Source organism: Luteibacter sp. CQ10, assembly GCF_040900725.1.
Lineage (GTDB): Bacteria > Pseudomonadota > Gammaproteobacteria > Xanthomonadales > Rhodanobacteraceae > Luteibacter.
In genome coordinates, this window is the sequence record NZ_JAEUYM010000001.1 from 1,057,978 (window position 1) to 1,084,665 (window position 26,688).

General features: G+C 68.1%; 20 protein-coding genes. 16 read left to right on the plus strand and 4 right to left on the minus strand.

What is annotated here, in order from left to right; all coding sequences use genetic code 11:
* Window positions 1-245 precede the first annotated feature (245 nt).
* From JNG39_RS04790 to JNG39_RS04800, 3 genes are all read left to right on the plus strand, one after another.
* Window positions 246-2,294, plus strand: a complete 2,049-nt coding sequence (locus JNG39_RS04790; protein WP_368310020.1) for a prolyl oligopeptidase family serine peptidase — start codon at window positions 246-248, stop codon at window positions 2,292-2,294.
* A 290-nt stretch (window positions 2,295-2,584) separates the two neighbouring features.
* On the plus strand, window positions 2,585-4,036 hold the full coding sequence (locus tag JNG39_RS04795; protein WP_368310021.1) for a putative bifunctional diguanylate cyclase/phosphodiesterase: 1,452 nt from the start codon (window positions 2,585-2,587) through the stop codon (window positions 4,034-4,036).
* A gap of 4 nt (window positions 4,037-4,040) precedes the next feature.
* Complete coding sequence (locus JNG39_RS04800) at window positions 4,041-7,115, plus strand: diguanylate cyclase (protein WP_368310022.1); 3,075 nt, start codon at window positions 4,041-4,043, stop codon at window positions 7,113-7,115.
* Window positions 7,116-7,249: 134 nt separating this feature from the next.
* On the opposite strand, the gene JNG39_RS04805 is transcribed toward JNG39_RS04800, so the two are convergent.
* Entirely contained in the window at window positions 7,250-7,732 is a 483-nt protein-coding gene (locus JNG39_RS04805; protein ID WP_247374598.1) for a YajQ family cyclic di-GMP-binding protein, read from the minus strand.
* An 84-nt stretch (window positions 7,733-7,816) separates the two neighbouring features.
* Between JNG39_RS04805 and JNG39_RS04810 the strand changes: the two genes are divergently transcribed.
* From JNG39_RS04810 to JNG39_RS04820, 3 genes are all read left to right on the plus strand, one after another.
* Window positions 7,817-8,992: an NAD(P)/FAD-dependent oxidoreductase gene (locus tag JNG39_RS04810; RefSeq protein WP_368310023.1), complete on the plus strand. Its 1,176-nt coding sequence runs from the start codon at window positions 7,817-7,819 to the stop codon at window positions 8,990-8,992.
* A gap of 14 nt (window positions 8,993-9,006) precedes the next feature.
* A complete protein-coding gene (locus JNG39_RS04815; RefSeq protein ID WP_368310024.1) occupies window positions 9,007-9,888 on the plus strand; it encodes an NAD(P)-dependent oxidoreductase in 882 nt (293 codons plus the stop codon).
* A gap of 69 nt (window positions 9,889-9,957) precedes the next feature.
* Window positions 9,958-10,239, plus strand: coding sequence for a hypothetical protein (locus tag JNG39_RS04820; protein WP_368310025.1), 282 nt, complete (start codon window positions 9,958-9,960; stop codon window positions 10,237-10,239).
* A 139-nt stretch (window positions 10,240-10,378) separates the two neighbouring features.
* Here JNG39_RS04820 and JNG39_RS04825 read toward each other — a convergent pair whose 3' ends face one another.
* On the minus strand, window positions 10,379-11,251 hold the full coding sequence (locus JNG39_RS04825; RefSeq protein ID WP_368310026.1) for a PhzF family phenazine biosynthesis protein: 873 nt from the start codon (window positions 11,249-11,251) through the stop codon (window positions 10,379-10,381).
* Between the two features lie 131 nt (window positions 11,252-11,382).
* Here JNG39_RS04825 and JNG39_RS04830 point away from each other — a divergent pair, with 131 nt between their 5' ends.
* The 9 genes from JNG39_RS04830 to lpxK all read left to right on the plus strand — a co-directional run bounded on the left by JNG39_RS04830 (window position 11,383) and on the right by lpxK (window position 23,404).
* Complete coding sequence (locus tag JNG39_RS04830) at window positions 11,383-11,988, plus strand: rhomboid family intramembrane serine protease (RefSeq protein WP_144913876.1); 606 nt, start codon at window positions 11,383-11,385, stop codon at window positions 11,986-11,988.
* Window positions 11,989-12,122: 134 nt separating this feature from the next.
* Complete coding sequence (locus JNG39_RS04835; protein WP_368310027.1) at window positions 12,123-12,863, plus strand: hypothetical protein; 741 nt, start codon at window positions 12,123-12,125, stop codon at window positions 12,861-12,863.
* A gap of 110 nt (window positions 12,864-12,973) precedes the next feature.
* Entirely contained in the window at window positions 12,974-13,528 is a 555-nt protein-coding gene (locus JNG39_RS04840; RefSeq protein WP_368310028.1) for a hypothetical protein, read from the plus strand.
* A gap of 103 nt (window positions 13,529-13,631) precedes the next feature.
* Window positions 13,632-15,938, plus strand: coding sequence for a DNA internalization-related competence protein ComEC/Rec2 (locus tag JNG39_RS04845; protein WP_368310029.1), 2,307 nt, complete (start codon window positions 13,632-13,634; stop codon window positions 15,936-15,938).
* 81 nt (window positions 15,939-16,019) lie between these two features.
* Window positions 16,020-19,358 (plus strand): GH92 family glycosyl hydrolase, encoded by a 3,339-nt coding sequence (locus tag JNG39_RS04850; RefSeq protein ID WP_368310030.1) that lies wholly within the window; start codon window positions 16,020-16,022, stop codon window positions 19,356-19,358.
* Window positions 19,359-19,562: 204 nt separating this feature from the next.
* Window positions 19,563-20,213, plus strand: coding sequence for a MotA/TolQ/ExbB proton channel family protein (locus JNG39_RS04855; RefSeq protein ID WP_368310808.1), 651 nt, complete (start codon window positions 19,563-19,565; stop codon window positions 20,211-20,213).
* Between the two features lie 3 nt (window positions 20,214-20,216).
* Window positions 20,217-20,642, plus strand: coding sequence for an ExbD/TolR family protein (locus tag JNG39_RS04860; RefSeq protein WP_368310031.1), 426 nt, complete (start codon window positions 20,217-20,219; stop codon window positions 20,640-20,642).
* Window positions 20,639-22,417: a lipid A export permease/ATP-binding protein MsbA gene (gene msbA, locus JNG39_RS04865; RefSeq protein WP_368310032.1), complete on the plus strand. Its 1,779-nt coding sequence runs from the start codon at window positions 20,639-20,641 to the stop codon at window positions 22,415-22,417. The genes JNG39_RS04860 and msbA overlap by 4 nt, the downstream gene beginning before the upstream one ends.
* 3 nt (window positions 22,418-22,420) lie before the next feature.
* Entirely contained in the window at window positions 22,421-23,404 is a 984-nt protein-coding gene (gene lpxK / locus JNG39_RS04870; protein WP_368310033.1) for a tetraacyldisaccharide 4'-kinase, read from the plus strand.
* Between the two features lie 141 nt (window positions 23,405-23,545).
* Here the strand turns inward: lpxK and JNG39_RS04875 are convergent, their stop codons facing one another.
* Entirely contained in the window at window positions 23,546-23,995 is a 450-nt protein-coding gene (locus JNG39_RS04875) for a glycine zipper 2TM domain-containing protein (protein WP_368310034.1), read from the minus strand.
* A gap of 121 nt (window positions 23,996-24,116) precedes the next feature.
* Between JNG39_RS04875 and JNG39_RS04880 the strand changes: the two genes are divergently transcribed.
* A complete protein-coding gene (locus JNG39_RS04880) occupies window positions 24,117-25,526 on the plus strand; it encodes a deoxyribodipyrimidine photo-lyase (RefSeq protein ID WP_368310035.1) in 1,410 nt (469 codons plus the stop codon).
* Here JNG39_RS04880 and JNG39_RS04885 read toward each other — a convergent pair.
* Window positions 25,492-26,679 (minus strand): cation:proton antiporter, encoded by a 1,188-nt coding sequence (locus JNG39_RS04885; RefSeq protein WP_368310036.1) that lies wholly within the window; start codon window positions 26,677-26,679, stop codon window positions 25,492-25,494. The genes JNG39_RS04880 and JNG39_RS04885 overlap by 35 nt on opposite strands.
* Between the last annotated feature and the right edge of the window lie 9 nt (window positions 26,680-26,688).

The window sequence follows — 26,688 nt, forward strand, 5'->3', positions numbered from 1 at the left end:
GGTAGCCAGATTTCCTCGAACGCCCGACGGAGGGGTGAGCGCGGGTCGTACCGGCAAGTGTCGGCTTCGGTAGCAGGTTTCCTCGAACGCCCTACCGAAGGGGTGGGAGCCGATCGTATCGGCGAATGTCGGAGCGAGCGGGCCGGGTAAGCTATCGCGTCAGAACTTACACACGTGTTAGGTTTCACGCATCCTACACACCCCGAGGGGCTCGAACGATGCGTACCACGTGGATAGCCGCCGCCATGGCCCTCGCCCTCGCGGGCACCGCGCAAGCCGGGAAGGCACCCGCCGCGGACAAGACGGACCCGGCTCCCACCGACCCGCGCATCGCCGCCATCCTCGAATCGCTCGGCAAGGTGCGCATGGTGCAGTCGGTGGCGCTCTCACCCGACGGCAACCACCTCGCCTGGGCCGTGAAGACCGGCAAGGGCACCGCCATCGAGATCGCCGACGCGGACGGCCAGAAGGCCCATCGCCTCACCGCCACCAAGGATTGCCGCGAGGGCTCGGTGGCCTGGGCGGCCGACTCCCGTCACCTGGCCTTCCTCTCCGACTGCGCCGGCAAGAAGCCGGGCATCGAGGAAGGCAAGCAAAACGACATCTACGTGGCCGACACGGCCGGCAAGGCGGCGCCCAAGCGGCTCACCCAGTTGAAGGGTTGCGTTTCCGGTCTGTCCTGGCGTCCCGACGGCAAGGCCCTCGGCATCCTCTACGTACCCAACGCCACCCGCCGCGCCAGCGCCACGGCCGCGGCCGGTCCCCAGGTGGGCGAGATAGGCGTGGACAACATGGAGGTGCAGCAGGTGGCCATGGTCGACGCCAACGGTGGCGCGACGCGGGCGATCACGCCCGAGGGCATGCACGTCTACGAATACAGCTTCTCCGCCGACGGCGGCCGCATCGCCTACGTGGCCGCGCCGCCGCCGGGCGACAACAACTGGTGGGTGGCCAAGCTCTACGCCACGTCGGTGAACGGCGGCGGCAAGCCCGTCACCCTGGTGGACACCCACGCCGTGTCCGGCCCGCTGAAGGATCTGCAGATCGCCGTGCCGCGCTTTTCGCCCGACGGTTCGCGCATCGCCTTCATCGGCGGCCTGATGAGTGACCAGGGCTCCACCGGCGGTGACATCTGGACGGTGCCCAGCACCGGCGGCGCCGAACCGGTCGACGTGACCCCTGGCATCCAGACCACTCCGGCGTGGTTCGCCTGGACCGGCCCGCAGAACCTCGTCGTGTCCGAGGCGGTGGCGGGCACCAGTCGCGTCTCGAACTACGAACTGGCCGCCCAAGGGGCGGCCAAGGCCACCACGCTTTTCGACCTCCCCATGTCGCTGGGCGATGGCCGCCTCTCGATGTCGATCTCGCTCGACGACAAGGCCGACAAGGCCGCCTTCGCCGCGAGTTCGTTCGAGCAGGGCTATGAAGTGCACGTGGCCGACCTGGGCGCGCATGCCGCGCCCAAGGCCGTCACCCGCTTCAACGCCGGGCTGAAGCCGATGTGGGGCAAGGCCGAGTCGATCACCTGGACCAACGAGGGCCACGAGGTGCAGGGCTGGTTGCTGTATCCGGCCGATTACGACGCCAAGAAGCGCTACGGCATGATCGTGTCGATCCACGGCGGTCCGGCGGCTTCCGTGCTGCCGCGCTGGCCCGGCGTGGGCTACGGCGCGGCACCGCTGTCGGCGCTGGGTTATTTCGTGTTCATGCCCAACCCGCGGGGCAGCTTCGGCCAGGGCGAGGCCTTCGTGCAGGCCAATCGCAAGGACTTCGGCTACGGCGACCTGCGCGACGTACTCGCCGGCGTCGACGCGATCGAGAAGAACCATCCGGTGGACGACAACCGCCTGGGCCTCACCGGGTGGAGCTACGGCGGCTTCATGACCATGTTCGGCGTGACCCAGACCCAGCGGTTCCACGCGGCGGTGGCGGGCGCGGGCATCTCCAACTGGCAGAGCTACTACGGCCAGAACCTCATCGACCAGTGGATGAAGCCCTTCTTCGGCGCCTCGGTCTATGACGACCCCAACGTGTACGCCAAGAGCTCGGCCATCAACTTCATCAAGGACGTGAAGACGCCGACCCTGGTCGTCGTGGGCGAGCGTGACGCCGAATGCCCGGCACCGCAGTCCTTCGAGTTCTGGCATGCGCTGCGCGCCCAGGGCGTGCCCACCTCGCTGGTCGTCTATCCCGGCGAAGGGCATGGCTTCGCCCAGGAAGCCCACCGGCGCGACGTGCTGGCGCGCGCCCTGGCCTGGTTCGACCGCTACCTGCCCGCTGGCGAAGGGCACTGAAACGGCGTCGTGCCGGACGTGAAGCTCGGCACGATTGCGTTTTTTCGCCGACCCATCATCATTCGAGGGTGGGTCGGTCGCGCCATCCAAGGAAAGCGTTCCGGCAGGGCTGGTCAGGAAAAGCTAAAGTCGGAGGCGGGGATGGCCGATACTCCCAGGGAATCCGTGTTCCGCGACCGGCCTGCCGCCGGGTATCGCGGCGCGGTCGTTTTGACATCGGGTGATTTGGGGGACCGGGCCGACGTGCCTCGGTCCCGTGACGTGTCCCCCAGGCAGGGCCGGAGCGTGGCGTGCTGACACAACTTAGCGTCGAACCGGCCTGGTTGATCGCCCTGGCCGTGGTTTGCGCCGCGGCCGCGGTGACGATCTTCTGGCTCATCGGGCAGCATCGCCATCTTTCCCGGCGGCTGAAAGATCCCCGTCAGCATGCGGGGCACGCGCTGGCCTTCCACGCCTACCACGACACCCTCACCGGGTTGCCGAACCGCGCCTACGTCATGGAGGCGCTCGAACAGGCGCTGGCCGGCCCCGGGGCCGAATCGCTGGCGGTGATGTTCATCGACCTCGACGGCTTCAAGTCCATCAACGACACCCTCGGCCACGAAGCCGGCGACGCCTTCCTGCGCGCCGTGGCCAGTTCGTTGCGAAGCAGCGTGCGCGATCGCGACACCGTCTCGCGTTTCGGCGGTGACGAGTTCGTGGTGGTGGTGCAGTCGTACGGCGGCATGGAAAACCTCGTCCGCGTCTGCCGCAAGGTGCTCGACCTCGTCTCCCAGCCGGTGAACGTATCGGGCCAGTTCGTGGCCGTGAGCCCGAGCATCGGCGTGGCCGTGGCACCGAAGGACGGCACCGTCGCGCAGACCCTCATCCGCAACGCCGACGCGGCCATGTACGCCGTGAAGGAAACCGGCAAGGCCGACTTCCGCTTCTACGAGGAAGGCATGCTTGAGCAGGCGCGGGAGCGGCTGGCGCTCACCGTCGAATTGCGCGAGGCGTTGCAGCGCGGCCTGCTCGACGTCGAATACCAGCCCAAGCGGAACCTCCAGGACGGCAGCCTCGCCGGCGTGGAAGCGCTGGCCCGCTGGCACCATCCCACGCGCGGCGACGTGCCGCCCACCGTCTTCGTGGCGATCGCCGAGCGCTCGGGCCTGATCCACGCGCTGGGCGAGTACGTGCTGCGCTCGGTGCTCAACCAGATCCTGGCCTGGGACGCGGCCGGGCAGCGCATCGACTACATCGCCATCAACCTGTCCATGCACGAGCTCAGCCGGCCGGCCTTCGTCGAAACGCTGCATCGCGCGGTGCGCTCGTATGGCATCGATCCCACGCGCATCCGCTTCGAGCTGACCGAATCCACCGCCATGCGGCAGCCGGAGGAAACCCTGCGCCAGCTGGTGAAGCTTCGCTCGCACGGCTTCGACCTTCTCATCGACGACTTCGGCGCGGGTTACTGGAACCTCGGCCACCTGCGCGAACTGCCGGTAGGCACGATCAAGATCGACCAGTCCTTCGTGCGCGGCAGCGATTCCAACCTGGCCGACCGCGAGATCACCGAGGCCATCGTCGGCCTGGCGAAGAAACTCAACATGCGCACCATCGCCGAAGGCGTGGAAACCGAGGCCCAGGCCGACTGGCTGCGCAGCCTGGGGTGCGATGTCGGACAGGGGTATTTCTTCGCCCGCCCCATGACCGCCGCCGCGTTCAGCCGTTATCTCGATCCGACGGTCGCCTATGCCGGTTGACCGCGTGCAGAGGCGCGCCCGCTTACCCCGTTTTCGCGCACCGCTGTCGTTCGCGGTCGCGCTGCTGTGCGTGCTGCTGGCCCGAGCCGCGTCGGCGCAGGTGGCGGCGCACGTCGACCCCTGGGCCGTGTTCGAAACCGCCTGGTTCGACACCGTGGGCGTGGCCGACGGATTGCCGCATTCCACGACCACGGCGATCGTGCAGGACCGCCGCGGCTTGATCTGGATCGGCACCTTCGGCGGCCTGGCGCGGTTCGACGGCTACCGCATGCAGGTGTTCGGACAGGAGCCCGATTCCTACGGCGGTGCGGTACTGCCCGATTCCTACGTGCGTGCCCTGATGCCGCTGGACGACGGCGGCCTGCTGATCGGTACCAACGCCGGCGGACTGGTCCGTTTCGATCCCTCCACCACGCGCTTCCACGTGTATCCCATCGGCAAGGGCGGCACGTCGAACGGCAAGATCTTCTCCATCGCCAGGTCGCGCGAGCCCAACGTCTATTGGGTGGCCACCGAAAGCGGCATCGACCGCATCGACGTCGCCAGCGGCGAGATCGCCCGGGTATCCGGCAAGCCGGGCGACGCCCACGACATGCTGGCGCGCACCTTCGTGGTGGCGGAAAGCAAGGACGGCAGCCTCTGGGCAGGCGCCGACAATGGCCTGTTCGTGCGCAGGCCCGGTGGACGTTTCACGCGCGTCACGTCGGCCGACCCCGTGCTCGACGGCATCCTTCACGACCAGGTCTGGGCGCTGCGCGAGGATGATCGCGGCCGGATGTGGGTGGGCACGGGGCAATCCGGCGCCATCTATCTCGACGGCCAGGGGCAGGCCCACGCCATCAACGGTTTGTCGGGCAAGGCCAGCCTCGCCAAGCGGCGCACCGTCCGCGCCTTCTACGAGACGCCGCAAGGCGTGCTCTGGGCGGCGACCGACGGTGCCGGCGTCATCACCTACGACTTCAACACCGGGCGGCTGCGCACCCTGAGCCACGATGCGGCGATGCCTTCGTCGTTGCCGGGCGACATCACGCGCGACATCTACCAGGACACCACGGGCAACGTCTGGGTGGCGACGGAGCTTGGCGCCGCGCGTTACGACCCCAATGGACGCAAGGTGTTTTCGGTGCTGCCCTCGCCGCTGGAGACCCACACGCTATCCAACGCCAACGTGCACGGCGTGTTCGTCGACCCGCGAGGACGCGTGTGGCTGGGCCTGGGCATGGGCCGCATCGATGTGCTGGACCTCGGCACCGGCAGCATGCGCCACCTGCAACTGGGCGGCGAACAGGCCGAGCGCGACGTGCAGGCCTTCGTGGTGGCCCCCGACGGCTCGATCTGGGCCGGCGCGCAGGGCATATCGCGCATCGATCCGGACACGTTCTCGATGCGCAGTTCGCTGATCCCCGCGCTCGACGGCCGCCTCATCCTCTCGATGCAACGCGACGGCGACAGCATCCTCATCGGCACCTACGACGGCCTGTTCAGGTACGACACGGTCACCGGCGTGCTCACCCAGATGCGCCACGACGATGCCGACCCGAAGAGCCTCGTGGGCGACCAGGTGCGGCACATCGTGCGCATGCCCGATGCGTGGTGGTTCGCCACCATCAGCGGCATCAGCATCGCCTACGACGGCGAGCAAGGCTTCGTGAACCTCCGTCACGACCTCGCGGATCCGACCAGCCTGCCGCAGGACTACACCGGCTCGATGGCCTTCGATTCCAAGCACAGGCTGTGGCTGGGCACCTTCGGCGGCATCGCCTACCTGGACCGGTTCAACCCGCGCGGCCCGTTCCGCTTCGGCCTGATCGGCGCGCGCGAAGGCCTGGCCAACACCAAGATCAACGCGTTGCTGATCGACCACGACGATCGCATCTGGGCTTCGATGGCCAACGGCGTGGCGATGGTGGAGGCCGACAGCCACCGCGTGTTCAACCTCGGCGTGCGCGACGGCCTGCGTATTCCCAGCTATATCCATCGCTCGGCGGCCGAGGCGCCCGGCGGCGAACTGATGTTCGGCGGCCTCGGCGGCCTGACCGTCGTGCGTCCCTACTGGCAGGCGCCGAAGGTGGCGCCGGCGCGGCTGGCCGTCACCCATGTCGCCATCAACGACAAGCCGGTGACGCTCAGCGGGGTGCCGGACGGCGGCGGCCGCATCAAGCTCGACGGCGACGGGCGCAATATCCGGGTCGACTTCGCGTTGCTGGACTATCGTGCACCGTACGAAACGCGGTACGCCTATCGCCTGGACGGTGCCGACGACAACTGGAACGAGGTCGCCCATGGCATTCCGCCCAGTGCCATCTACACCAACCTCCCCAGCGGCACCTACACGTTGCACCTGCGTGCGGTCACCCGTGGCCTCGATGCGCGCACCGTGGAGTCCGAGGTGCGCCTCGTGGTCACGCCGCGCTGGTACGAGAGCGTGTGGACGCTGCTCGCCGCCGTACTGGTCGGCGTGGGTGCGTTCTTCGGGCTGGTTTACCTGCGCACCCTTTACCTGCGCCGTCGCGCCGAACTGCTGCAGGCCCAGGTCGACGCGCGCACGCGCGACCTCAAGGCGGCCAACGAGCGCCTCGCGCACCTGGCGGGCACCGACGAACTCACCGGGTCGCTCAATCGTCGCCGCTTCCTCGAGCAGGCCGAGCGCGTGCGCCAGGGCGCGGCGAGCGATGGCATTCCGTTCAGCCTCGTGCTGCTGGACATCGACGACTTCAAGGCGGTCAACGACACGTTCGGCCACTTGGCCGGCGATACGGTGATCCGCGAGACGATGCGGGTGATTTCCTCGATGTGCCGGGCCGACGACCTGGCCGGCCGCTTCGGCGGCGAGGAATTCATCCTCTGCCTGCCGGGTGCGCTCGGCGAGCATGCGATGGACATCACCGAGCGGGTGCGCCATGCGTTGGGCGCGCTGCTGATCGTGCACGGCGACTACCGCATCCGCATCACGGTGAGCGCGGGCGTGGCCGTGTGGCGCTCGCCCGAATCGCTCAATTCGCTGCTGGGGCGCGCGGACGAGGCGCTTTACCAGGCGAAGAACGACGGACGCAATTGCAGCCGGTTCGCGGGGCTGTGAACGTAGGTGGCGTCGTGCCGAAAACCGGCCTCGCCGCGCTGGGCTCCTGCGTGCGCAGGAGCGACGAGCCGAAATCGTGAAGCAAGTCGTTCCTGCGCACGCAGGAACCCAGGGCGATGAATCCGGTTTTCGCCTCAGTCCCTGAAGTTCTCGAACTGCAACGGCACCTCGACGTCCGCCTTGCGCAGCAGCGCGATGGCGTCCTGGAGATCGTCGCGCTTCTTGCCCGTCACGCGCACCTTCTCACCGTTGATCTGCGCCTCGACCTTCAGCTTGGCTTCCTTGATCTTCGCGATGATCTTCTTCGCCGCGGGCTGGTCGAGGCCCTGCTTGACCGTGATCTTCTGCCGCGCCTCGGCCAGGTTGGTTTCGATCTTGCCCTCGTCGAGCGCGCGCAGGTCGATCTGGCGGGCCGCCAGGCGGGCGCGCAGGATCGGCAGCATCTGGGTGAGGTGGAATTCGGTTTCGCCCTTGAGGGTGATGACGCTGTCTTCCAGCTCGAACTTCGCCCCGGTGCCCTTGAGGTCGAAGCGGTTGGAGACCTCGCGATTGGCCTGGTCCACCGCGTTGGTCAGTTCGTGCTTGTCGACTTCCGAAACGATGTCGAAGGAGGGCATGGCAAGGGTTCCTCGTAGAACGGTACGGCCGACAAGTCTACGCGACGGCGGTACCATGTGCGTTTGCAAGGCGAATGGCACCCCATGGAATACGACGTCCTGGTCATCGGCGCGGGCGCGGCGGGCCTGATGACGGCCATCGTCGCGGGCAGGCGCGGGCGTCGGGTGCTGGTGGTCGACCACGCCAACAAGGCCGGCAAGAAGATCCTGATGTCCGGCGGCGGCCGCTGCAACTTCACGAACACGAACACCACCCCGGCCAACTTTCTGTCCGCCAACCCGCACTTCTGCAAGTCGGCGCTGGCGCGGTACACGCCATGGGATTTCATCGCCATGGTCGACCGCCACCGCATCGCCTGGCACGAGAAATCGCCGGGGCAGCTCTTCTGCGACGAATCCTCCAAGCTCATCGTGCGCATGCTGCTGGCCGAGTGCGCCGAGGCCGGGGTGAGGGTGGAAACGGGCTGCGCGGTGACCCGGCTGAAGGCCACCGAGGGCGGTTTCGGCGTCGACACGCCGCTGGGCCATGTCCGCGTCGCATCACTGGTGGTGGCCACCGGCGGTCTGTCGATTCCCAGCCTCGGCGCCACCGGGTTCGGTTACGAGATCGCCCGGCAGTTCGGCCACGGCGTGCTGCCGTTACGCGCCGGCCTGGTGCCGTTGACCTTGAGCGGCAAGCATCAGGAGCGGTTCGAGGGCCTGTCGGGCGTGGCGTTGCCCGTGGAGGCACGGGCCAACGGGGCGGCGTTCCGCGACGCCATGCTGTTCACCCATCGCGGGCTGAGCGGGCCGGCCATCCTGCAGGTCTCGTCGTACTGGGAGCCCGGTGCCGACCTTCGCGTCGACCTGCTGCCGGGCATCGACGCCGCCGAGGCCTTGCGCCAGGGGCGCGCCGAACGGCCCGCCGCGGAATTGAAGACGGTGCTTTCCGGCCTGCTGCCGCGCCGCCTGGCCGAGCGGATGTGCGAGGTGTGGCTACCCAATCGCCCCATGCGCCAGTACCGTGACGCCGAATTGAACGACATCGGCGCACAGTTGGCCGACTGGCCGGTGACGGCGAGCGGTACCGAGGGCTATCGCACGGCCGAGGTGACCCTCGGCGGCGTGGACACCGACGAGGTGTCATCCTCGACCATGATGTCCCGGCGCCAGCCGGGACTGTATTTCGTCGGTGAGGTGCTCGATGTCACCGGGCACCTCGGCGGCTACAACTTCCAATGGGCCTGGGCATCCGGCAACGCCGCCGGCCTGGCCGTCTGACTTCGGAGCAGAACATGCGTATCGGTTTCATCGGTCTGGGCAGCATGGGCGCGGGCATGGCCGCGAATCTCGTCAAGGCGGGGCACGAGGTGACGGTGTGGAACCGCTCGCCGGAGGCCGCCGCGCCGCTGGCCGGGCAGGGCGCCACGGTGGCGGCGAAGGCGGCCGACGCGGCGAACGGCGTCCAGGTGCTGCACAGCATGCTCGCCAACGACGCGGCGGTGCGCGAGGTGCTGGTCGATAGCGGCGTGCTCGACGCGTTGCCGAAAGGTGCCGTCCACGTCAACCACGCCACGATCTCCGTGGCCCTGGCGCAGGAGCTCGTCCAGGCGCACGAGGCACGCGGCATCGGCTATGTGGCCGCACCGGTCTTCGGGCGCCCCGACGTGGCCGCGGCGGGCAACCTGCAAATGGTGGCCGCCGGCAAGCCGGACGCGGTCGACACGGTGCAGCCGTTGCTCGAATGCCTCGCGGCCAAGGTCTGGCCCATGGGCGACGACCCGGTCCGCGCGTCCATCGTGAAGATCGCCGGCAATTTCATGATCGGCGCCGCCATCGAGGCCATGGCCGAGGCCACCACGCTCACGCGCGCCCATGGCGTGTCGGCGAAGGAGTTCCTCGACGTGATGTCCAACACCTTGTTCGCGGCGCCGGTCTACAAGACCTACGGCGGCATGATCGCCGAGGAGCGCTATACCCCGGTGGGCTTCAAGCTGGCCCTGGGATTCAAGGACGTCGGCCTGGCCCGTGCCGCCGCGGAAGCACGGCGGGTGCCCATGCCCTTCGCCAGCGTGCTGCACGACACGCTGCTGGAATCCCTGTCACGCGGCGACGCCGACATCGACTGGTCGGGCATGGCCCGTGTGGCGGCGGCACGGGCCAACCTCGAGGACTGAAGATGTCTTCACGGGGATGGGTTCACAATGCGAACCGCACGATGTCGTGCGGCTTTGACGGGTGAAACCATGTCGGTGAGCTGGAAGACGGTTTACGAGGGCGACCACGACGGCCGTTCGGTGAAAGTGGAAGAATCCAACGACGGTACGTTCAAGGTGCTGACGACGCAGAACTTCTACGAAGACGGCGGCGCCTACCAGGACGGCAAGACCTTCGTGCACGTATCGCCGAGCAGCGTCGGCGAGCAGGTGGAAAGCGAGGCGACCTCGAAGGCATCGCTGGAGGAAGCGCTGAGGAAGCTGCATTTTTCCGCCGACTCGGTCTCCACGATCGTCGCTGGCCTGCACTGATCCGTCGCTCCTGCGCACGCAGGAGCCCAGTGCGGTGCGATCGGTGGTCGCGAGGCATCGGTTCAGCTCGTGAGGCCTGAACGCGAAAACCCAACTCCCGGCCCTGGGCTCCTGCGTGCGCAGGAGCGGCGGTGAGGGCTCAGGCGTCGCGCCAATCCACCGTGCCGTCGACGATGGTGTTGGTACGTCCACCCACCCACACGTCGTCGCCATCGATCCGGATGATGATCCGCGCGTCGTGACCGACCTCGCGCCCCTGGCTCACCACGTAACCGCGCGACAGCGTGCCGCTGGTGTCGTGCGTGGCCACGTAAGCCGCGATGAGGCCGTTGGCCGCGCCCGAGGCGGGGTCTTCGACGATGCCCACGCCCGCCGGGAACGCACGCACGGCCAGGCCTTCCGGAGAACGGGCGAAGACGCACAGGCCGAGCGTATCGGTGGCCAGGGCGAGGGCCCGGATGGCCGCATGGTCCGGATGCCAGGCACGCAATTCGGCCTCGTCGGCGAACTCGGCCACCCACCAGCGGCGACCGCCTTCCACGCAGACCGGGGGCAGGGCACCCGGGCGGATACCGTAGAGCACCGACGACAGCGTTTCGCCGCCGCAGCCGGCATCGCGTACCACCCGCGCCTTCGGCGCCTGCACGAAGAGCTCGCGTGCCGTGCCTTCCCCTTCGACGAGGATCGGCAGCACGCCCGCACCGCATTCCTGCCACACGATGCCGTCGGCACCGGGTCGGACCAGCCCGGCGTCCAGCGCGGCGTGCGCGCTACCGATGGTGGGATGTCCGGCGAAGGGGATTTCCTTGCTGGGCGTGAAAATGCGTGCGCGGTAATCGGCCTTGTCGGCCGTGGGAGGAAGCAGGAACGTGGTTTCGACCAGGTTGGTCCAGTGGGCGAAGCGCTGCATTCGCGCATCGGACCAGCCATCGGCGTCGATCACGACGCCCAGGGGGTTGCCACCGCCGTGACGGGCGGCGAAAACGTCGAGCTGCTTGTAACGGATGGACATCGTAGGGACATGCCGGGGACGGGGAATGGCCCGTCATGATACCCCCTGGCGTCGCCGCGAGACTTGTCCGGAAGGGTTCCAACCCCCAAGATGCCTGCTGGCTCGACCCGCAAAGGACGCCGTTTCAGCGCATGACCACCTTGCTCATCATCCTCGTGACCTGCGTGGTCTCGATCGTCGCCTTCCGCAACCAGCGCCTGCTGGACGACCTCATCCTCTGGCCCCCCGCGCTCTCCCGCAGCCGCGAGTACTACCGCCTCGTGAGCTACGGCCTCGTGCACGCCGACGGCGGCCACCTGTTCTTCAACATGTTCTCGCTGTATTTCGCCGGGCGCATCATGGAGGGTTTCTTCACCGAAGCCATGGGGCCGCTGGGTTTCGTCACCTTCTACATCGGCGCCCTGGTGTTCTCGATCCTGCCCTCGTACATGGCCAATCGCCGCAACGCGGGGTATCGCAGCCTGGGCGCCTCGGGCGCGGTGTCGGCGATCCTGTTTTCCTTCATTCTCATCGCGCCCTGGGCGAAGATCTACCTCATCATCCTGCCCATGCCGGCGATCCTCTACGCGATCTTGTTCGTGGTGTATTCGATATACATGGACAAGCGCGGCGGCGACAACGTCAATCACAGCGCGCATCTGTGGGGCGCCGCCTACGGCGTGATCTTCACCATCGCGGTGCACCCGGGACTGCTTCCCCGTTTCCTCGCGCAGATTTCCCAGCCGCGGCTTTTCTGAATCTTTCCGACAGTTTTATGTGACTTCGGGCGGCGGCTGTTACATGATTGCGTCGACCGGCATGTGTCCGGATGCACGCGGGTTTCCCCGGTGGGGTAGTTCGCGTCGGCAACTACCGCAGGAGGTAAGAGCGCATGGCAACCACCCGAAAGTCCGCCGCGAAGAAGACGTCCGCGGCTCGCAAGGCGGCATCGAAGAAGACCGCCGCGAAGAAAGCTTCAGCGAAGAAAGCGCCGGCCAAGAAAGTCACCGCCAAAAAGGCGGCCGCGAAAAAGGCTCCCGCGCGAAAGTCGGCCGCCAAGGCCGTGAAGAAGACCGCGGCCCGCAAGGCGGTGAAGAAGACCACCGCACGCAAGGCCGCCGCGAAAAAGGCCCCGGCGCGCAAGGTCGCCACCAAGAAGGCGGCGACGAAGGCCGCTGTGCGCAAGGTCGCGAAGAAGGCTTCGGCACGCAAGGCCGTCGCGAAGAAAACCGTGGCGCGCAGCGCGCCGGCGGCGAAGAAGGCCCCGGCGAAGAAAACCGTGACCAAGGCGTCTCCCGTCCGCAAGACCGCGGCGACGAAGGCCGCGCCGCGCAAGGCTCCGGCCAAGGCCGCGCGCAAACCCGCGCCGCGCCCGCGCACGAAGACGCCGCCGGTCGCCCAGCCCGAGCCGGTGCAGCACATCACCCAGGAAGAAGCCGTCGCGCATATCCAGGCCTTGCTCGACGCCAAGCGCGATCGCGATCGCCAGCAGCCGAATTGGCCCGGTAGCGAGCCGCATGGCAACCCGGGTACGCCGCCGGTCAACGACAACGGCTCGAAGGTTCCGTCGCCGGAAGCAACGTTCGCGAACATGGCGCACGAGCGCGGCGACCAGCAGAAAAACAAGGGCTGAACCGACGTGCCGACGTGAAGGCGGAGGCGCGTGAGCGCCTCCGCTTTTTTAGCGTAGGTTCAATCTGACGGGTGCAGCGTAGTATCCACCCCCTCTTCGCGGTATCGCCCATGCAACGGATGCGTACCCTGCTGCTGGCCCTCGGCGTGACCCTTCCGCTCGCGGGCTGCTACTACGATCCCGACTACGGCTACGTCCGCAACGGTTCGGGCGGTGATGCGTATTACGGCACGGAAACCACGACCACCGTCGTGGAACCCGGCTACTACGATCCGGGCTTCGGTTACTACGGCGGTTATGGCTACGGCTTCGGTCCGGGGTGCTGTTATTCCACGATCGGCGTCGGAGGGGTGTGGTATCGCGACCGGTACTATCGCCGCGATCGCGACTGGCACGGCCATCCGCCGCCGGGCGGTTGGCGCGGCGATCGTGACCACCGGCCGCCGCCGGGCGGATGGCGGGGTGGCGATCACCGTCCACCGCCGGGTGGATGGAGCCGAGGCGAAGGCGATCATCGACCGCCGGGCGGATGGAACCGCGGCGGCGGCGACCATCGTCCGCCGTCAGGCGGCTGGCGTGGTGGTGGCGATCGGCCTTCCAGCCGACCGACGGGCGGTCGTCCGTCCGGTGGTTGGCACGGTGGGGGGCATCGGGACGGTCACTGATACCGCACCCTCGAGCACCTCGCCGTAGGTACGGCCTGCGCGGATCTTTCCTACCGCCGAAGGCGGGCACGACCCGATCCGGACAGCGATAGCCTGGACGGCCGTGTTCCGTCTTCCTTCGCTTCCTTTCTCGCTCCCGTCCGCCGCCGTGGCTGCCGTACTCGGCTGCGTCGCCGTGCAACGTCTCAGCGTCTTGCCGCCGTGGCCGCTGTCGTTCCTGCTGGCCGCGTGCGCGTTGCCGGTGGTGATCGTCGCCCGGCGCCCCTGGCTTCGCCATGCGGCAATTGTCGGGCTTTTCGCCGCCTGGGCCGCGGGTCACGGCGATCGGGGGATGCAGGCACGCCTCCCCGCCGATCTGGAAGGCAAGGACCTCATCCTCGTTGGCCGCATCGTCGAGCTACCGCGCCGCCGCGACGCCGATGCGCTGTTCGTCTTCCTGCCCGACGCGGTGCAGGCGTCGGGCGTGCGGTTGCGCGGCAAGGTGAGGGTCACGTGGTACCGCACCCACGAATCGCCCGGCCCGTGCGAACGATGGACGCTGTCGCTGCGCATGCGACGCCCGCGAGGCACCGTGAACCCCGGCGGCGGCGACACCGAGCGCACGGCGCTGCTGCGCGACGTGATCGCCACGGGCCATGTGCGCGAATCCCCGGCGAACCGGCGCGTGGAATCCCTCCGTTGCGCCGACGGTTGGCGCGACGCCATCGCGCGCACGTTCGACGACGTGCTGGGAGCCCGTGATGCGCGCGTCCTGAAAGCGCTGACCGTGGGCGACACGCGAGGACTGGATGCGAAAGACTGGGACACCGCCCGCGCCACGGGCACGTCGCACCTCATCGCGATTTCGGGGTTCCACGTCGGTGTCGCCGCGGGCGGCGGCGTGCTGGCGCTGCGGTTGCTCTATCTGGCGTGTCCGTGGCTCGCGGTGCGCGTGCCGCGGCAGCTCGCGCAGTCGGTGGCGGGGCTTGCCGTCGCTACGGCTTACGGCGTGCTCGCGGGCCTGGGGCTGCCCACGGTGCGCAGCCTGCTGATGGCCGCGGCGCTCGTGCTCGCCGGCATGGCGCGTCGCCGGGGGCGTGGTGCGCATCTGCTCGCGTTGGCGGCCATGGCGATGCTTGCCGCCGATCCGCTGGCCGTGCTGTCGGCGGGCTTCTGGCTTTCGTTCGCCGGGGTGGGCTTCCTGATGCTCTGCGTGTCGGGAGGTGCGGTGGGATGGCGCGCGCGCGTGGTGATCGCCCTGCGCGCGCAGGCGGCAATGAGTGTCGCCCTGCTGCCGCTGTCGTTCTATCTCTTCGGCAGCGCGTCCCTGGTGGCGTTCGCGGCGAACCTCATGGCCGCGCCGTGGGTGAGCGTGGCCGTGGTGCCGCTGGCGCTGCTCGGTTGCCTGTGCGTCGCCTGGCCATCGCTGGCGGCCGTGCCGTGGAAGGTCGCCGCCTGGGCGATGGACTGGCAGTGGCGGTGGCTGGACATCATGGCGGAGTGGCCTGGCTCGCGCGTGTCCCCGCCCGTGTCGTCGGCGTGGCCCGTCGTGGCCGCCACGCTGGGCGCGGCGTGGCTGTTCGTGCCTCGTGGCGTCCCCTTGCGGGCGTATGGCGCCTTGCTTTTCCTGCCCTTGGTCTGGCCGTCGCGCGATGACCCGCGACCGGGCGGCTTTCGCGCATGGGTGCTCGACGTGGGGCAGGGGCTGGCCGTGCTGGTCCGCACGCAATCGCACACGCTCATTTACGACGCGGGTCCGGGTTACGCGGGAGGCGATGCCGGGACGGGCATCGTGTTGCCGTCACTGAACGCGCTGGGCTTGGGGCCGGTCGACGCGCTCGTGGTGAGCCACGGCGACAACGACCACGCCGGCGGCGCGGCCGCCGTGGTCGCGCGGTATCCGAAGGCCCAGCGTTGGGCCGGCGAACCGGAGCGGATGCCGTTTCCTTCGCAGGCCTGCGGTCGCGGGCGGGAGTGGCATTGGGACGGCGTGGTCTTCCGTTTCGAGACGGTGGAGGCCAGGCGCGGGCGCAAAGCCAACGAACGCTCGTGCGTGTTGGTCGTCGAAGGATCGGGTGGTCGGCTCGTGCTGACGGGCGACATCGGTCAGGCGAGCGAGCGGCGCATGGCGGTCGATTCGCTGGCGTCCGTGCTTCCGACGGTGACCACGATGGCTCATCACGGCAGCCGTTATTCGTCCGATTCGCGGTGGCTCGAGGCCGTGCGGCCCTCGCTGTCCATCGCCTCGGCGGGATGGCGCAACCGTTTCGGCCATCCGCATCCCGACGTACTCGCGCGGCATCGAAGGGCGGGTGCCGACGTGCGGATCACCGCGGACAGCGGCGCGATCGCGGTGGATTTTCCGGCCGAAGGCGGGCCCTCGGTGATGCGCGAATGGCGTCGGCCACGGGACCGATATTGGCGCGAATGAGGCTTTCGTGTTGCGGCGCGGTTTGACAATCCAAATTTAGAACGATTTAAATCCCCCTTCCATCCATCGAAGGGGCATCGCGTGACGGCATCGAAGCAGGGTTGGGGAAGGACGGCGCTCGTCCTGGCGGTGATGTCCGCGCTGGCGCCGGGAGCCGCGTTCGCGGCCGGCCAGCGCTTTGCCTCCTCGTTCGAGACCAACGATCCGAAGCCGTTGGCGGCCAAGGTCGACGGGCTCGAACTGGGCGTGGTGGGCGGGCCGCCAGCGAATGTCGTGCTGACGGCCAAGGCGGACGTCGGTTTCACCGGTATGCATTCGCTGCGCTATGCCGGCACCTCATCGGGCAACGCGGTTCAGGCGAAAGTCTTCGATGTCGACGTCAAGGTGGCCGACGGCATGCAGCTCTCGTGGCTGGTCTTCCCCCGCTCCAACAAGGATGACCTGAGCAATCCCGCCAACTACGTGACCGTCGATCTCGTCTTCGACGACGGTTCGCGCCTGTCGTCGCTGGGCGTACGCGACCAGCACGGCGTACCCGTCACCGCAAAGGGGCAGGGCGAGGGCCGGGTGCTGTATCCCGACCAGTGGAACTACGTGAGCGTGGATCTTTCCGCCGCCAAGGGCCGCCGCGTGCGCGCCATCGAGGTGAGCGCGGCCGCGCCCGCGGGCAAGGCCTTCGAAGGCTGGCTCGACGACGTGCGCATCGACAAGGCCCCCGCGTCGCCCGGTAATCGACCCACCGACCACGTGGACACACGCCGCGGTTCGAATGCCAACGCGTCGTACTCGCGCGGCAACAACTTCCCCGCCGTGGCGATGCCGCACGGCTTCAACTTCTGGACGCCGACCACCAACGCCGGCTCGAACTGGATCTACCAGTACCAGGCCCGCAACGGCGACGACAACCGTCCGCGCATCGAGGCGTTCGCGCTGTCGCACGAGCCCAGCCCGTGGATGGGCGATCGCCAGACCTTCCAGGTGATGCCTGCCCAGGTCGACGCCGGCGCACCGCCGCTCAAGCGTGAGACGCGGGCGTTGTCGTTCATCCATGACAACGAGATCGCGCACCCGGATTACTACCGCGTGCGTTTCGACAACGGCATCGTCACCGAGATGACGCCGACCGACCATGCGGCGATGTTCCGCTTCACCTTCACCGGCAAGCGCGCGCAGCTGGTGTTCGACAACCTCAACGGGAACGCCTCGGTGACGCTCGATCCGCAGGGGCGCAGCATCCAGGGCTGGTCCGACGTGAAGAGCGGCCTTTCCACCGGCGCCACGCGGATGTTCTTCTACGCCACCTTCGACCGTCCGGTGGCGGAGAGCGGCCGCCTCACCGGCGAAAAGCGCGACGCGGCCTCGGCCTGGTTCGGCTTCGACACGAAGGGCGGCCACGACAAGGTGGTGACCATGCGCATCGCCACGTCGCTGATCGGCATCGACCAGGCCAAGGCCAACCTCGGCCAGGAAATCGCCGATACCGACACCTTCGACAGCGTGCGCGAGCGTGCACGCAAGGCCTGGGACGACCGCCTGGGCATCGCCAAGGTCGAGGGAGCGACGCCCGACGAGCTGACCATCCTTTATTCCAACCTGTATCGCCTTTTCCTGTATCCCAACGAGGCCTACGAGAACACGGGAACGAAGGATGCACCGCGATACCAGTACGCCAGCCCGTTCTCCGCGCCGGTCGGCAAGGACACGGACACGCACACGGGGGCGCGCATCGTCGACGGCAAGCCCTACGTGAACAACGGCTTCTGGGACACCTACCGCACCGCCTGGCCGGCCTATGCGCTGCTTACGGCCAACGAAGCGGGCCGGATGATCGACGGTTTCGTGCAGCAGTACCGCGACGCCGGTTGGGTCGCGCGCTGGTCGTCGCCGGGTTACGCCGACCTGATGGTGGGCACCAGCTCCGACGTGGCCTTCGCCGATGCCTGGCTCAAGGGCGTGCGCAACTTCGACGTCTCGTCGTTCTACCTGTCGGCCATCCGCAACGCGGCGACGGTGAGCGACATCAAGGGCACCGGCCGCAAGGGCATCGAGCGCTCGATCTTCAACGGCTACACCGACGACAAGGTCGAAGAGGGCCTGTCGTGGTCGATGGACGGCTACATCAACGACTTCGCCATCGGCAACCTCGCCCAGGCGCTCGCGAAGGACAAGCCGGCCGGTGACGGCTACGCGAACTACGCCGACGACGCGCAGTGGTACCGCTCGCGGGCCGTGGGTTACGTCAATCTGTTCGACCCGGAAGTGAAGTTCTTCGTGGCTCGCGACCCGGCGGGCAAGTGGCGCTGGACCGCGAAGGAATTCAGCCCCTTCCGTTGGGGCGGCGACTACACCGAAAACGCCGGCTGGAGCATGGCGTTCCACGCGCCGCAGGACGGCGCGGGCCTGGCCTCGCTCTACGGCGGACGCGCCGGACTGGCGAAGAAACTCGACGAGTATTTCAACGCGCCCGGCAAGTTCGAGGTGGGCGATTACGGCGGCGTGATCCACGAAATGCTCGAGGCGCGCGACGTGCGCATGGGCCAGTACAGCCACTCCAACCAGCCGGCGCACCACATCATCTGGATGTACGACCAGGCCGGCCAGCCGTGGAAGACGCAGGACAAGCTGCGCGACGCGGTCTCCCGTCTCTACGTGGGCAGCGAGATCGGCCAGGGCTACCCGGGCGACGAAGACAACGGCGAGATGTCGGCGTGGTGGATCTTCGGTGCGGCGGGTTTCTATCCCCTGCGCATGGGCACGCCGGAATACGTGATCGGCGCGCCGCACTTCCCGCACATGACGCTGACGCTCGACAACGGCAAGGTCATCGACATCCGCGCGCCGGGCGTCAGCGACACCAACCGTTACGTGCAGTCGCTCAAGGTCAACGGCCAGCCGTGGAACCGCCTGGTGCTGCCGCACGAACTGCTGGCCCAGGGCGCGACGCTGGAGTTCACCATGGGCCCGTCACCGTCGACGTGGGGTACTGGCGTCGACGCCATGCCCGCGTCGATTACCGCCGAAGGCGCGATGCCGTCGCCGCTGCGCGACGTGCTGCGCGAGGCCGACCTGCGCGCGGCGGGTGGCAAGAAGGCGTCGCTGGCCGCGGCCGTCGACAACGACTCGTCCACGGAACTGACCCTGCCGGCCGTGGTCGTCGATCGCCTCAAGACGCCCGCCACGGTGGCGATGTACACCATCACCTCGCCGGCGAAGGCCGACGAGGCACCGAAGGGCTGGAAGCTGGAAGGCTCGGCCGACGGCAAGACGTGGACGGTGCTGGACGAGCGCCACGGCGAGTCGTTCCCGTGGAACCGGCAGACCCGGGCGTTCGCCGTGAAGACGCCCGCGGCTTACGGCCACTACCGCCTGACCTTCGAAGGCCCGGCCAAGGTCGCCGAACTGGAGCTGCTGGCGCGCTGACGCGCGCCTTCGCCGATACGATCGGCTCCCACCCCTCCGGTAGGCCGGATCTCCGAATCCTGCCTACCGGAGGGGTGGGAGCCGATCGCATCGGCGAATCCTGCGGAGCCCCAATGTGAAGCCCGCCCCAGTCCCCGCGCCGCGCCCTGCTATCATGCGCGCCTGAATTCGGTCATTCCGGGGTTCCCCGTGCTCGAGATCCTCATGGCTGGCGGCTGGGCATTGCTGCCGATCCTGATTTGCTCCCTCGTTGCGCTCGCCATCGTGTTCGAGCGTTTCTGGGCGTTGCGCCGCGCCGCCGTGCTTCCGCCGGGCCTCGGCACCGAGGTGCGCGAATGGGCGCGCTCGTCCAAGCTCGACGCCGCCCACCTGGAGGCCCTGCGCAACGGCTCGCCCCTGGGCGAACTGTTCGCCGGCGCCCTGGCCGTGCGCGATCGTCCCCGCGACATCATCAAGGAGCGCATCGAGGACACCGGCCGCCACGTGGTGCACCGCATGGAGCGCTACCTCAACACGCTGGGCACCATCGCGCTCATCGGCCCGCTGCTCGGCCTTCTCGGTACCGTGGTCGGTCTCATCCGCATGTTCCTCAGCGTCATGGCCGGCGGCATCGGCGATCCCACCCGGATGGCCGGCGGCATCGGCGAGGCGCTGATCTGCACCGCGTTCGGCCTGGTCGTGTCCATCCCGGCCTACGTGCTGCACCGCTACTTCCGCTCGAAGGTCGGCGGCTACGTGGTGGAGATGGAAAAAGAGGCCACCGCGCTGCTCGACGACCTCTCGGCTCCGCGCGCCGCCGCACCGCGTCGCCGTGCCGCCGGCGCGCCGGAAGCCGCTGCCTCGCAGGCCGGTTGATCCATGCGCATCGGTTCCCGTCGTGAAGACGATTTCGAGATCAACGTGATCTCGCTGATCGACGTGCTGCTCACGCTGCTGATGTTCTTCGTGTTGAGCACCACGTTCATCGAGCATTCGCGCCTGAAGGTCGACCTGCCCAAGGCCGACGCCGAAGCGCGCGACGTCACCGACAACGCACTTACCGTCATGATCGACCGCGACGGGCATTACGCCGTGGGCAGCGACGAAGTGCCGGGCGAGGGCATCGATCCGCTCAAGGCCACGATCGAGCGCGTGGCCGGCACCGACCGCAATCGCGTGGTGGTGATTCGCGCCGATGCCAACACCGCGCACCAGAACGTCGTGCGCGCGATGGACGCCGTCGGCCAGCTCGGCTTCACCCACCTGTCGATCGCCACGACGCCGAGCGAGGCCGCGGGCCGGTGAGCGACTCGAAGAAAGTGTCGGTCTGGGACGCCCAGACCTGGGCGACGTACAAGCGCCTGCTCGGCTATACCCGGCGCTTCCGGATGGCGGGCTACGTCGCCATCATCGGCATGATCGTCGACCCGATCTGCCTGTCGGTATTCACCGGCTCGCTCAAGCCGATGATCGACAACCTGTTCGTCGACAAGAACCCGCACACGATCTTCTGGATGCCGATCTGGATCGTGGGCATCTTCCTCGTGCGTGGCGTGGCGTCGTACATCACCGATTACGGCATCGCCTACGTGGGCCGCAACGTGGTGCAGGCCATGCGCATCGACGTGTTCGCGGCCTACCTGCGCCTGCCGTCGGCCTTCTTCGCCCGCGAGCCCTCGGGCCAGCAGATCTCCCGCATCACCTACACCAGCGAACAGGTGGCCTCGGCCTCCGCCGATTCGCTGAAGGTGGCGATCACCGAAGGGTTCACCGTGATCGGCATGCTCGCGGTGATGCTCTATTACAGCCCCTATCTCACCATGGCGCTGCTGGTGCTGGTGCCGTGCGTGGTGGCCATCGTCACCGTCATCAGCCGCCGCTACCGCAAGATCAGCAAGCGCATCCAGGGCAACATGGGCACGGTCACCAGCGCGGTGGAGGAAGCCGTGGCGGCGAATCGCGAGGTGCGCATCTATGGCGGCCAGACGCGCGAGGCCGAGCGCTTCGGCCAGGTCGCCGAACGCCAGCGCCACCTCAACCTCAAGGTATCCGCCACCAGCGCAGCGTCCAGCGCCACCATCCAGACGGTGGGCGCCATGGCGCTGGCCATGCTGGTGTTCCTGGCCACGCGGCCGGACATCCTCGACACGATCTCCCCGGGCATCTTCACCGCCGTGCTCACCGCCATGGGCGCGATGATGCCGTCGCTGAAGCGGTTGGCCGGCATCCAGGCCAGCCTGCAGAAGGGCGTCACGGCTGCCGAAGACCTCTTCGAGATCATGGACCAGCCGCCGGAAATCGATACCGGCACGGAAGTGCTCGATCGCACGAAGGGCGGCATCCGCTTCGAGGACATCCACCTCACCTACGAGCGCAACCGTCATGTCGCGTTGCGTGGCGTCACGCTTGATTGCGCACCGGGCACCGTCACCGCGCTGGTCGGTCGCTCGGGTAGCGGCAAGTCGAGCCTCGTGAGCCTGCTGCCGCGTTTCTACGAGCCCAGCGACGGCCGCATCCTCATCGACGGGCGCGACTACACCCAGTACACGCTGGCTTCGCTGCGCAAGCAGATCGCCTGGGTAGGCCAGCACGTGGTGCTGTTCGACGACACCGTGGCCGCGAACATCGCCTACGGTGAGATGGCGGGCGCCAGCGAGGCCGACATCGTGGCGGCGGCAAAGGCCGCCAACGCCATGGAATTCATCGAGCGCCTGCCGCAAGGGCTGCAAACGCCGATCGGGCAGGGCGGCAATTCGTTGTCCGGGGGACAGCGCCAGCGCATCGCCATCGCGCGCGCCATCCTCAAGAACGCGCCCATCCTCGTGCTCGACGAAGCCACGAGCGCGCTGGATACCGAATCCGAGCGCCTCATCCAGGATGCACTCACGCGCCTGATGCGCGACCGCACCACCCTGGTCATCGCGCATCGCCTGTCCACCATCGAGCACGCCGACCAGATCGCCGTGATGGAGCAGGGCAGGGTCATCGAATTGGGCACGCACCGCGAACTGCTCGACAAGGGCGGGCAGTACGCGGCGCTGCACCGCATGCAGTTCCACGAGCAAGACACGGGCGCCTGACCGGTGGCCCTCGGCGCCTCCCTGCAGAAGCGCTGGTACGGCGGCGGCTCGCCGCCCCTTTGGACCCGTCCGCTGGAAGCGCTCTACGGCCGCGTGGTCGAGCGCCGCGCGAAGGCGTTTCGCGACGATCCTTCGCAGGTGGTGCGCTTGCCGGTGCCCGTCGTGGTGGTCGGCAACCTCACCGTCGGCGGTACCGGCAAGACGCCACTGATCGTGGCCTTGGCGCGTGCCATGGCCGTGCGGGGATTTCGGCCCGGCGTGGTGAGCCGTGGCTACGGCGGCACGGAGCGCGGGCCTCATCTGCTCACCGACGAAGACGATCCCGCCCGCGTGGGCGATGAGCCGTCCCTGATCCGGCAGGGCGGCGTGCCCGTTGCCGTCGGAAGGGATCGTCCCGAAGCGGCACGCCTGCTCATCGATGCCGGCTGCGACCTCGTGCTGGCCGATGATGGCCTGCAACACCACCGTCTCGGCCGCGACGTGGAGATCTGCGTGCTCGACGGCGAACGACGCCTCGGCAACGGTCGCCTGCTGCCGGCCGGACCGTTGCGCGAACCGGCCTCACGCCTGGCCGCCGTCGATTTCGTCGTGGTCAACGGCGGCATGCCCAAGCCCGGTGAAATCCCGATGACCCTGGAAGGCGGGATGGCGGTGAACATGGACGATCCGACGCTCATCGCGCCGCTGTCCGATTTCGCCGGTCGCCCCGCGCATGCGGTGGCGGGTATCGGCAATCCGGCGCGCTTCTTCACCAGCCTGGCTGCCCACGGCATCGCCGTCGACGGCCATCCCTTCGCCGACCATCATGCGTTTACCCGCGACGATTTCACCTTCGCCGACGGTTGTCCCGTGCTGATGACCGACAAGGATGCGGTGAAGTGCCGGGCGTTCGCGCGGGCGAACTGGTGGCGTGTGCCGGTGAGGGCCAATCTGCCGGATGCGTTCTACGAAGCCGTGGCGGCGAAAGTGCGAGCTGCCACTCCGTAGGGTTCGGTAGCAGGTCTGCCTATCCTGACGACGGGCTTCCTACCGAAGGGGTGGGAGCCGATCGTATCGGCGAATCATTCTTGCATCGCGCATGCAAGAACGCCCCTTTCGGGGCGTTCTCGATACGACGGAAAGGCTGCGTTACTGCACGCGGCTCACGTTGCCTTGCTCATCCACGATCACGATGTCGCCTTCGCGGATCGCCGAAGCATCCTTCACTTCGACGTTGGTATAACCGCCGGTGCCCATCTTCAGGCGCAGGGTGTAGCTGTCGCTGCCGCCGCCCTTGCCGACCGCGTTGCCGGCGAAGCCGCCGCCGACCGCACCGGCCACCGTCGCGAGCTTGCGGCCGTTGCCGCGGCCCACCTGGTTGCCGAGCACACCGCCCGCGATGGCGCCGATCACCGCGCCGGCGGTGCCGTGGTCGCGGCCCTGCACCACGTTGTGTTCGATGCTCTGCACCGTGCCGCACTGGTCACAGCGCACATAGATGCCGTCGGGCTGCTTGAGCACCTTGGCCGACGCGGGCGCGACGACGGCGGTGGCGAGCAGGGCGGCCATGGGGATGCCGAGGACGGTCTTGATGTTCATGCGGTCTCCTTGTTTCAGCGGCCGATAGGAAGGTGGGCCGTAGCCCATGCAGTCTAAGGGGTACGACTGAACGGAAGGCTAGTACGATTCCCCCTTCTCGCCCTATTTCGATCCCAGGCAAATGACGACAGCCATCCATTGGTTCCGCCGCGATCTCCGCCTCGCCGACAACCCCGCGCTGGCCGCCGCCGCTTCCGCGCATGAGCGCGTCGTGCCGCTCTACATCCATGCGCCGGACGAGGAGGGCGAATGGAAGCCCGGCGCGGCGAGTCGCTGGTGGCTGCATCATTCGCTCCTCGCGCTCGATGCTTCGCTCCGTAGGCACCACGGCGCCCTGCAGGTGCTGCACGGCGGAAGCCTGGACGCGCTGCGCGCCGCCATCCAGGCGACGGGCGCCACGACGGTCTACGCCAATCGTCTCTACGAACCCGCCGTGCTTCGCCGTGACAAGGCGGTATTCCGTGCGCTCGAGGACGACGGCATCGACGTGCTGACGTATAACGCGGCCCTCTGGTGCGAGCCCTGGGAGATCGCCACCAAGCAGGACGAGCCCTACCGTGTGTTCACGCCGTTCTGGCGCAACCTGCGACCGCGCATCGACACGGCGCCGGTCGAAGAACCGTCCCCCCTGAAACTGGCCGGGCTGCCGCGCTCGGCGACGGTGGCCGACCTCGGCCTCCTGCCCGCACTGGACTGGGCAAAGGGGTTCGACGAATGGACACCGGGCGAAACCGGTGCCCGCGAGATGCTCGACCTGTTCGCGGACGATGCCGTGGCGCACTACGTGGAAGGCCGCGATCTTCCCGCGCGGCACGGCACTTCGCGCATGTCGCCCCATCTGCACTGGGGCGAGATCTCGCCGCGCCAGATCGCGGCGGGCCTGCTCGAAAGGCTCGGGCGCCGTCGCAACGCGGCCGATATCGAGCCCTACCTGCGCCAGCTCGGCTGGCGCGAATTCGGCCACCACCTGCTGTACCACTTTCCGAAAACGCCGAAAGAGAACTTCAACCCGCGCTTCGACGGTTTCCGCTGGGCGAAGCGCGACACGCATGCGCTCCGCCGCTGGAAGCGCGGCCTCACCGGCATCCCGATCGTGGATGCGGGCATGCGCGAACTCTGGGCCACCGGGTGGATGCACAACCGGGTACGCATGCTGGTGGCGAGTTTCCTCACGAAGAACCTGCGCCAGCACTGGCTGTTGGGCGAACGCTGGTTCCACGACACGCTGGTGGACGCCGACCTCGCCAACAACGCCATGGGCTGGCAGTGGGTGGCGGGCAGCGGCGCCGATGCGGCGCCTTACTTCCGCATCTTCAATCCGGTGACCCAGTCGGAGAAGTTCGATCCGGACGGCGCCTACATCCGCCGCTGGGTGCCCGAGCTGGCGAAGGCGCCGGGGCGCCTCGTCCACGCGCCGTGGGAAGACGAGGCGTTCCTGAAGCGCTCCGGTTATCCGGCACCGCTGGTGGACCTGAAGGAAAGCCGCGAGGCCGCGCTCACGGCGTACCAGGGCCTGCGTTCCGCTCCCTGAGCAGCAGCGACAGCACGGGCGGCGTGATCATGGCGGTGAGCAGCGACATCGCCACGATCACCGCGTAGATCCGTTCGTCGAACACCCCCGCGGCGAGACCCAGGCTGGCGATCACCACGCCCACCTCGCCGCGCGGCACCATGCCGAAGCCCACGATCGTCGCGCCGCGTCGGCCGATGGACAAAGCGCCGAGGAAGCCGCCCGCCAGTTTCGACACCACGGCGATGAGGGTGACCACCGCGAGCATCGTCAGCGCCTCCGCGCTGCCCAGCTCGGCGAGGTTCACCTTGGCGCCGGTCACCACGAAGAAGAAGGGCGTAAGGAAGGCGAGCAGCGGCGCGGTCTGTTCCTCGAGCTGGTGCCGCTGGCTCGTTTCCGAGGCGATCATGCCGGCGAGGAAGGCGCCGATGATCGCCGCGAGGTGAAACTTCATCGAGAGGAAGGCCAGGCCCAGGCAGAGCGCCAGCACGATCGCCAGCGGCGACATCGGATGGCGTGGCTTGTCCAGCCATCCCGAGCCGCGACGCATCACGCGCGTGCCGCCCCAGCCGATCACGGCCACGAAGCCGACCGCGCTCAGCAGGGTGATGGCGAGGCTGCCGACATCCACCGCGCCGCCGCCCTGCAGCGACGACACCACGCCGAGCAGCAGCATGGCGAGGATGTCGTCGATGACGGCCGCGCCGAGGATGATCCGGGCCTCCTTCCGTTGCAGCACGCCCAGCTCCTGCAGCACGCGCGCGGTGATGCCGGCCGAGGTGGCGACGAAGGCCGCGGCGACGAACATGGAGCGGATCCAGTCGAAACCCGAGCCATGGGCCCAGAGCGCGCCGAGGCCAAAAGGCACGAGCACGCCGAGCACGCCGACCAGAAAAGCGCTCACGCCCACGCGCTTGAGATCGTCGAGGCGGGTTTCGAGCCCTACTGAGAAAAGGAGCAAAATCACGCCGATCTCGGCAAGCACGTCGAGCGGTGTGCCGGTGGCGATGTCAGGCACCGCGACCCAGCCGAGCGCGGACGGACCGATGGCGCAGCCGGCGGCGATTTCGCCCACCACGGCGGGCAGGCGCAGGCGTTGCGCGATTTCGCCGCCGATCTGCGCGGCGACGAAGATGACGAAAAGGGTGAGCAGGATGCCCGCGGAGTCGTGCATGGAAGGTTC

Bases quoted from the DNA above. Each gene is read 5' to 3' on its own strand.
- JNG39_RS04885 (WP_368310036.1), bottom strand. From the start codon at position 26,679: ATGCACGACTCCGCGGGCATCCTGCTCACCCTTTTCGTCATCTTCGTC.
- JNG39_RS04805 (WP_247374598.1), bottom strand. From the start codon at position 7,732: ATGCCCTCCTTCGACATCGTTTCGGAAGTCGACAAGCACGAACTGACC.
- JNG39_RS04790 (WP_368310020.1), top strand. From the start codon at position 246: ATGGCCCTCGCCCTCGCGGGCACCGCGCAAGCCGGGAAGGCACCCGCC.
- JNG39_RS04880 (WP_368310035.1), top strand. From the start codon at position 24,117: ATGACGACAGCCATCCATTGGTTCCGCCGCGATCTCCGCCTCGCCGAC.
- JNG39_RS04830 (WP_144913876.1), top strand. From the start codon at position 11,383: ATGACCACCTTGCTCATCATCCTCGTGACCTGCGTGGTCTCGATCGTC.
- JNG39_RS04820 (WP_368310025.1), top strand. From the start codon at position 9,958: ATGTCGGTGAGCTGGAAGACGGTTTACGAGGGCGACCACGACGGCCGT.
- JNG39_RS04835 (WP_368310027.1), top strand. From the start codon at position 12,123: ATGGCAACCACCCGAAAGTCCGCCGCGAAGAAGACGTCCGCGGCTCGC.
- JNG39_RS04855 (WP_368310808.1), top strand. From the start codon at position 19,563: ATGGCTGGCGGCTGGGCATTGCTGCCGATCCTGATTTGCTCCCTCGTT.
- JNG39_RS04840 (WP_368310028.1), top strand. From the start codon at position 12,974: ATGCAACGGATGCGTACCCTGCTGCTGGCCCTCGGCGTGACCCTTCCG.
- JNG39_RS04810 (WP_368310023.1), top strand. From the start codon at position 7,817: ATGGAATACGACGTCCTGGTCATCGGCGCGGGCGCGGCGGGCCTGATG.
- JNG39_RS04875 (WP_368310034.1), bottom strand. From the start codon at position 23,995: ATGAACATCAAGACCGTCCTCGGCATCCCCATGGCCGCCCTGCTCGCC.
- JNG39_RS04815 (WP_368310024.1), top strand. From the start codon at position 9,007: ATGCGTATCGGTTTCATCGGTCTGGGCAGCATGGGCGCGGGCATGGCC.
- JNG39_RS04860 (WP_368310031.1), top strand. From the start codon at position 20,217: ATGCGCATCGGTTCCCGTCGTGAAGACGATTTCGAGATCAACGTGATC.
- JNG39_RS04825 (WP_368310026.1), bottom strand. From the start codon at position 11,251: ATGTCCATCCGTTACAAGCAGCTCGACGTTTTCGCCGCCCGTCACGGC.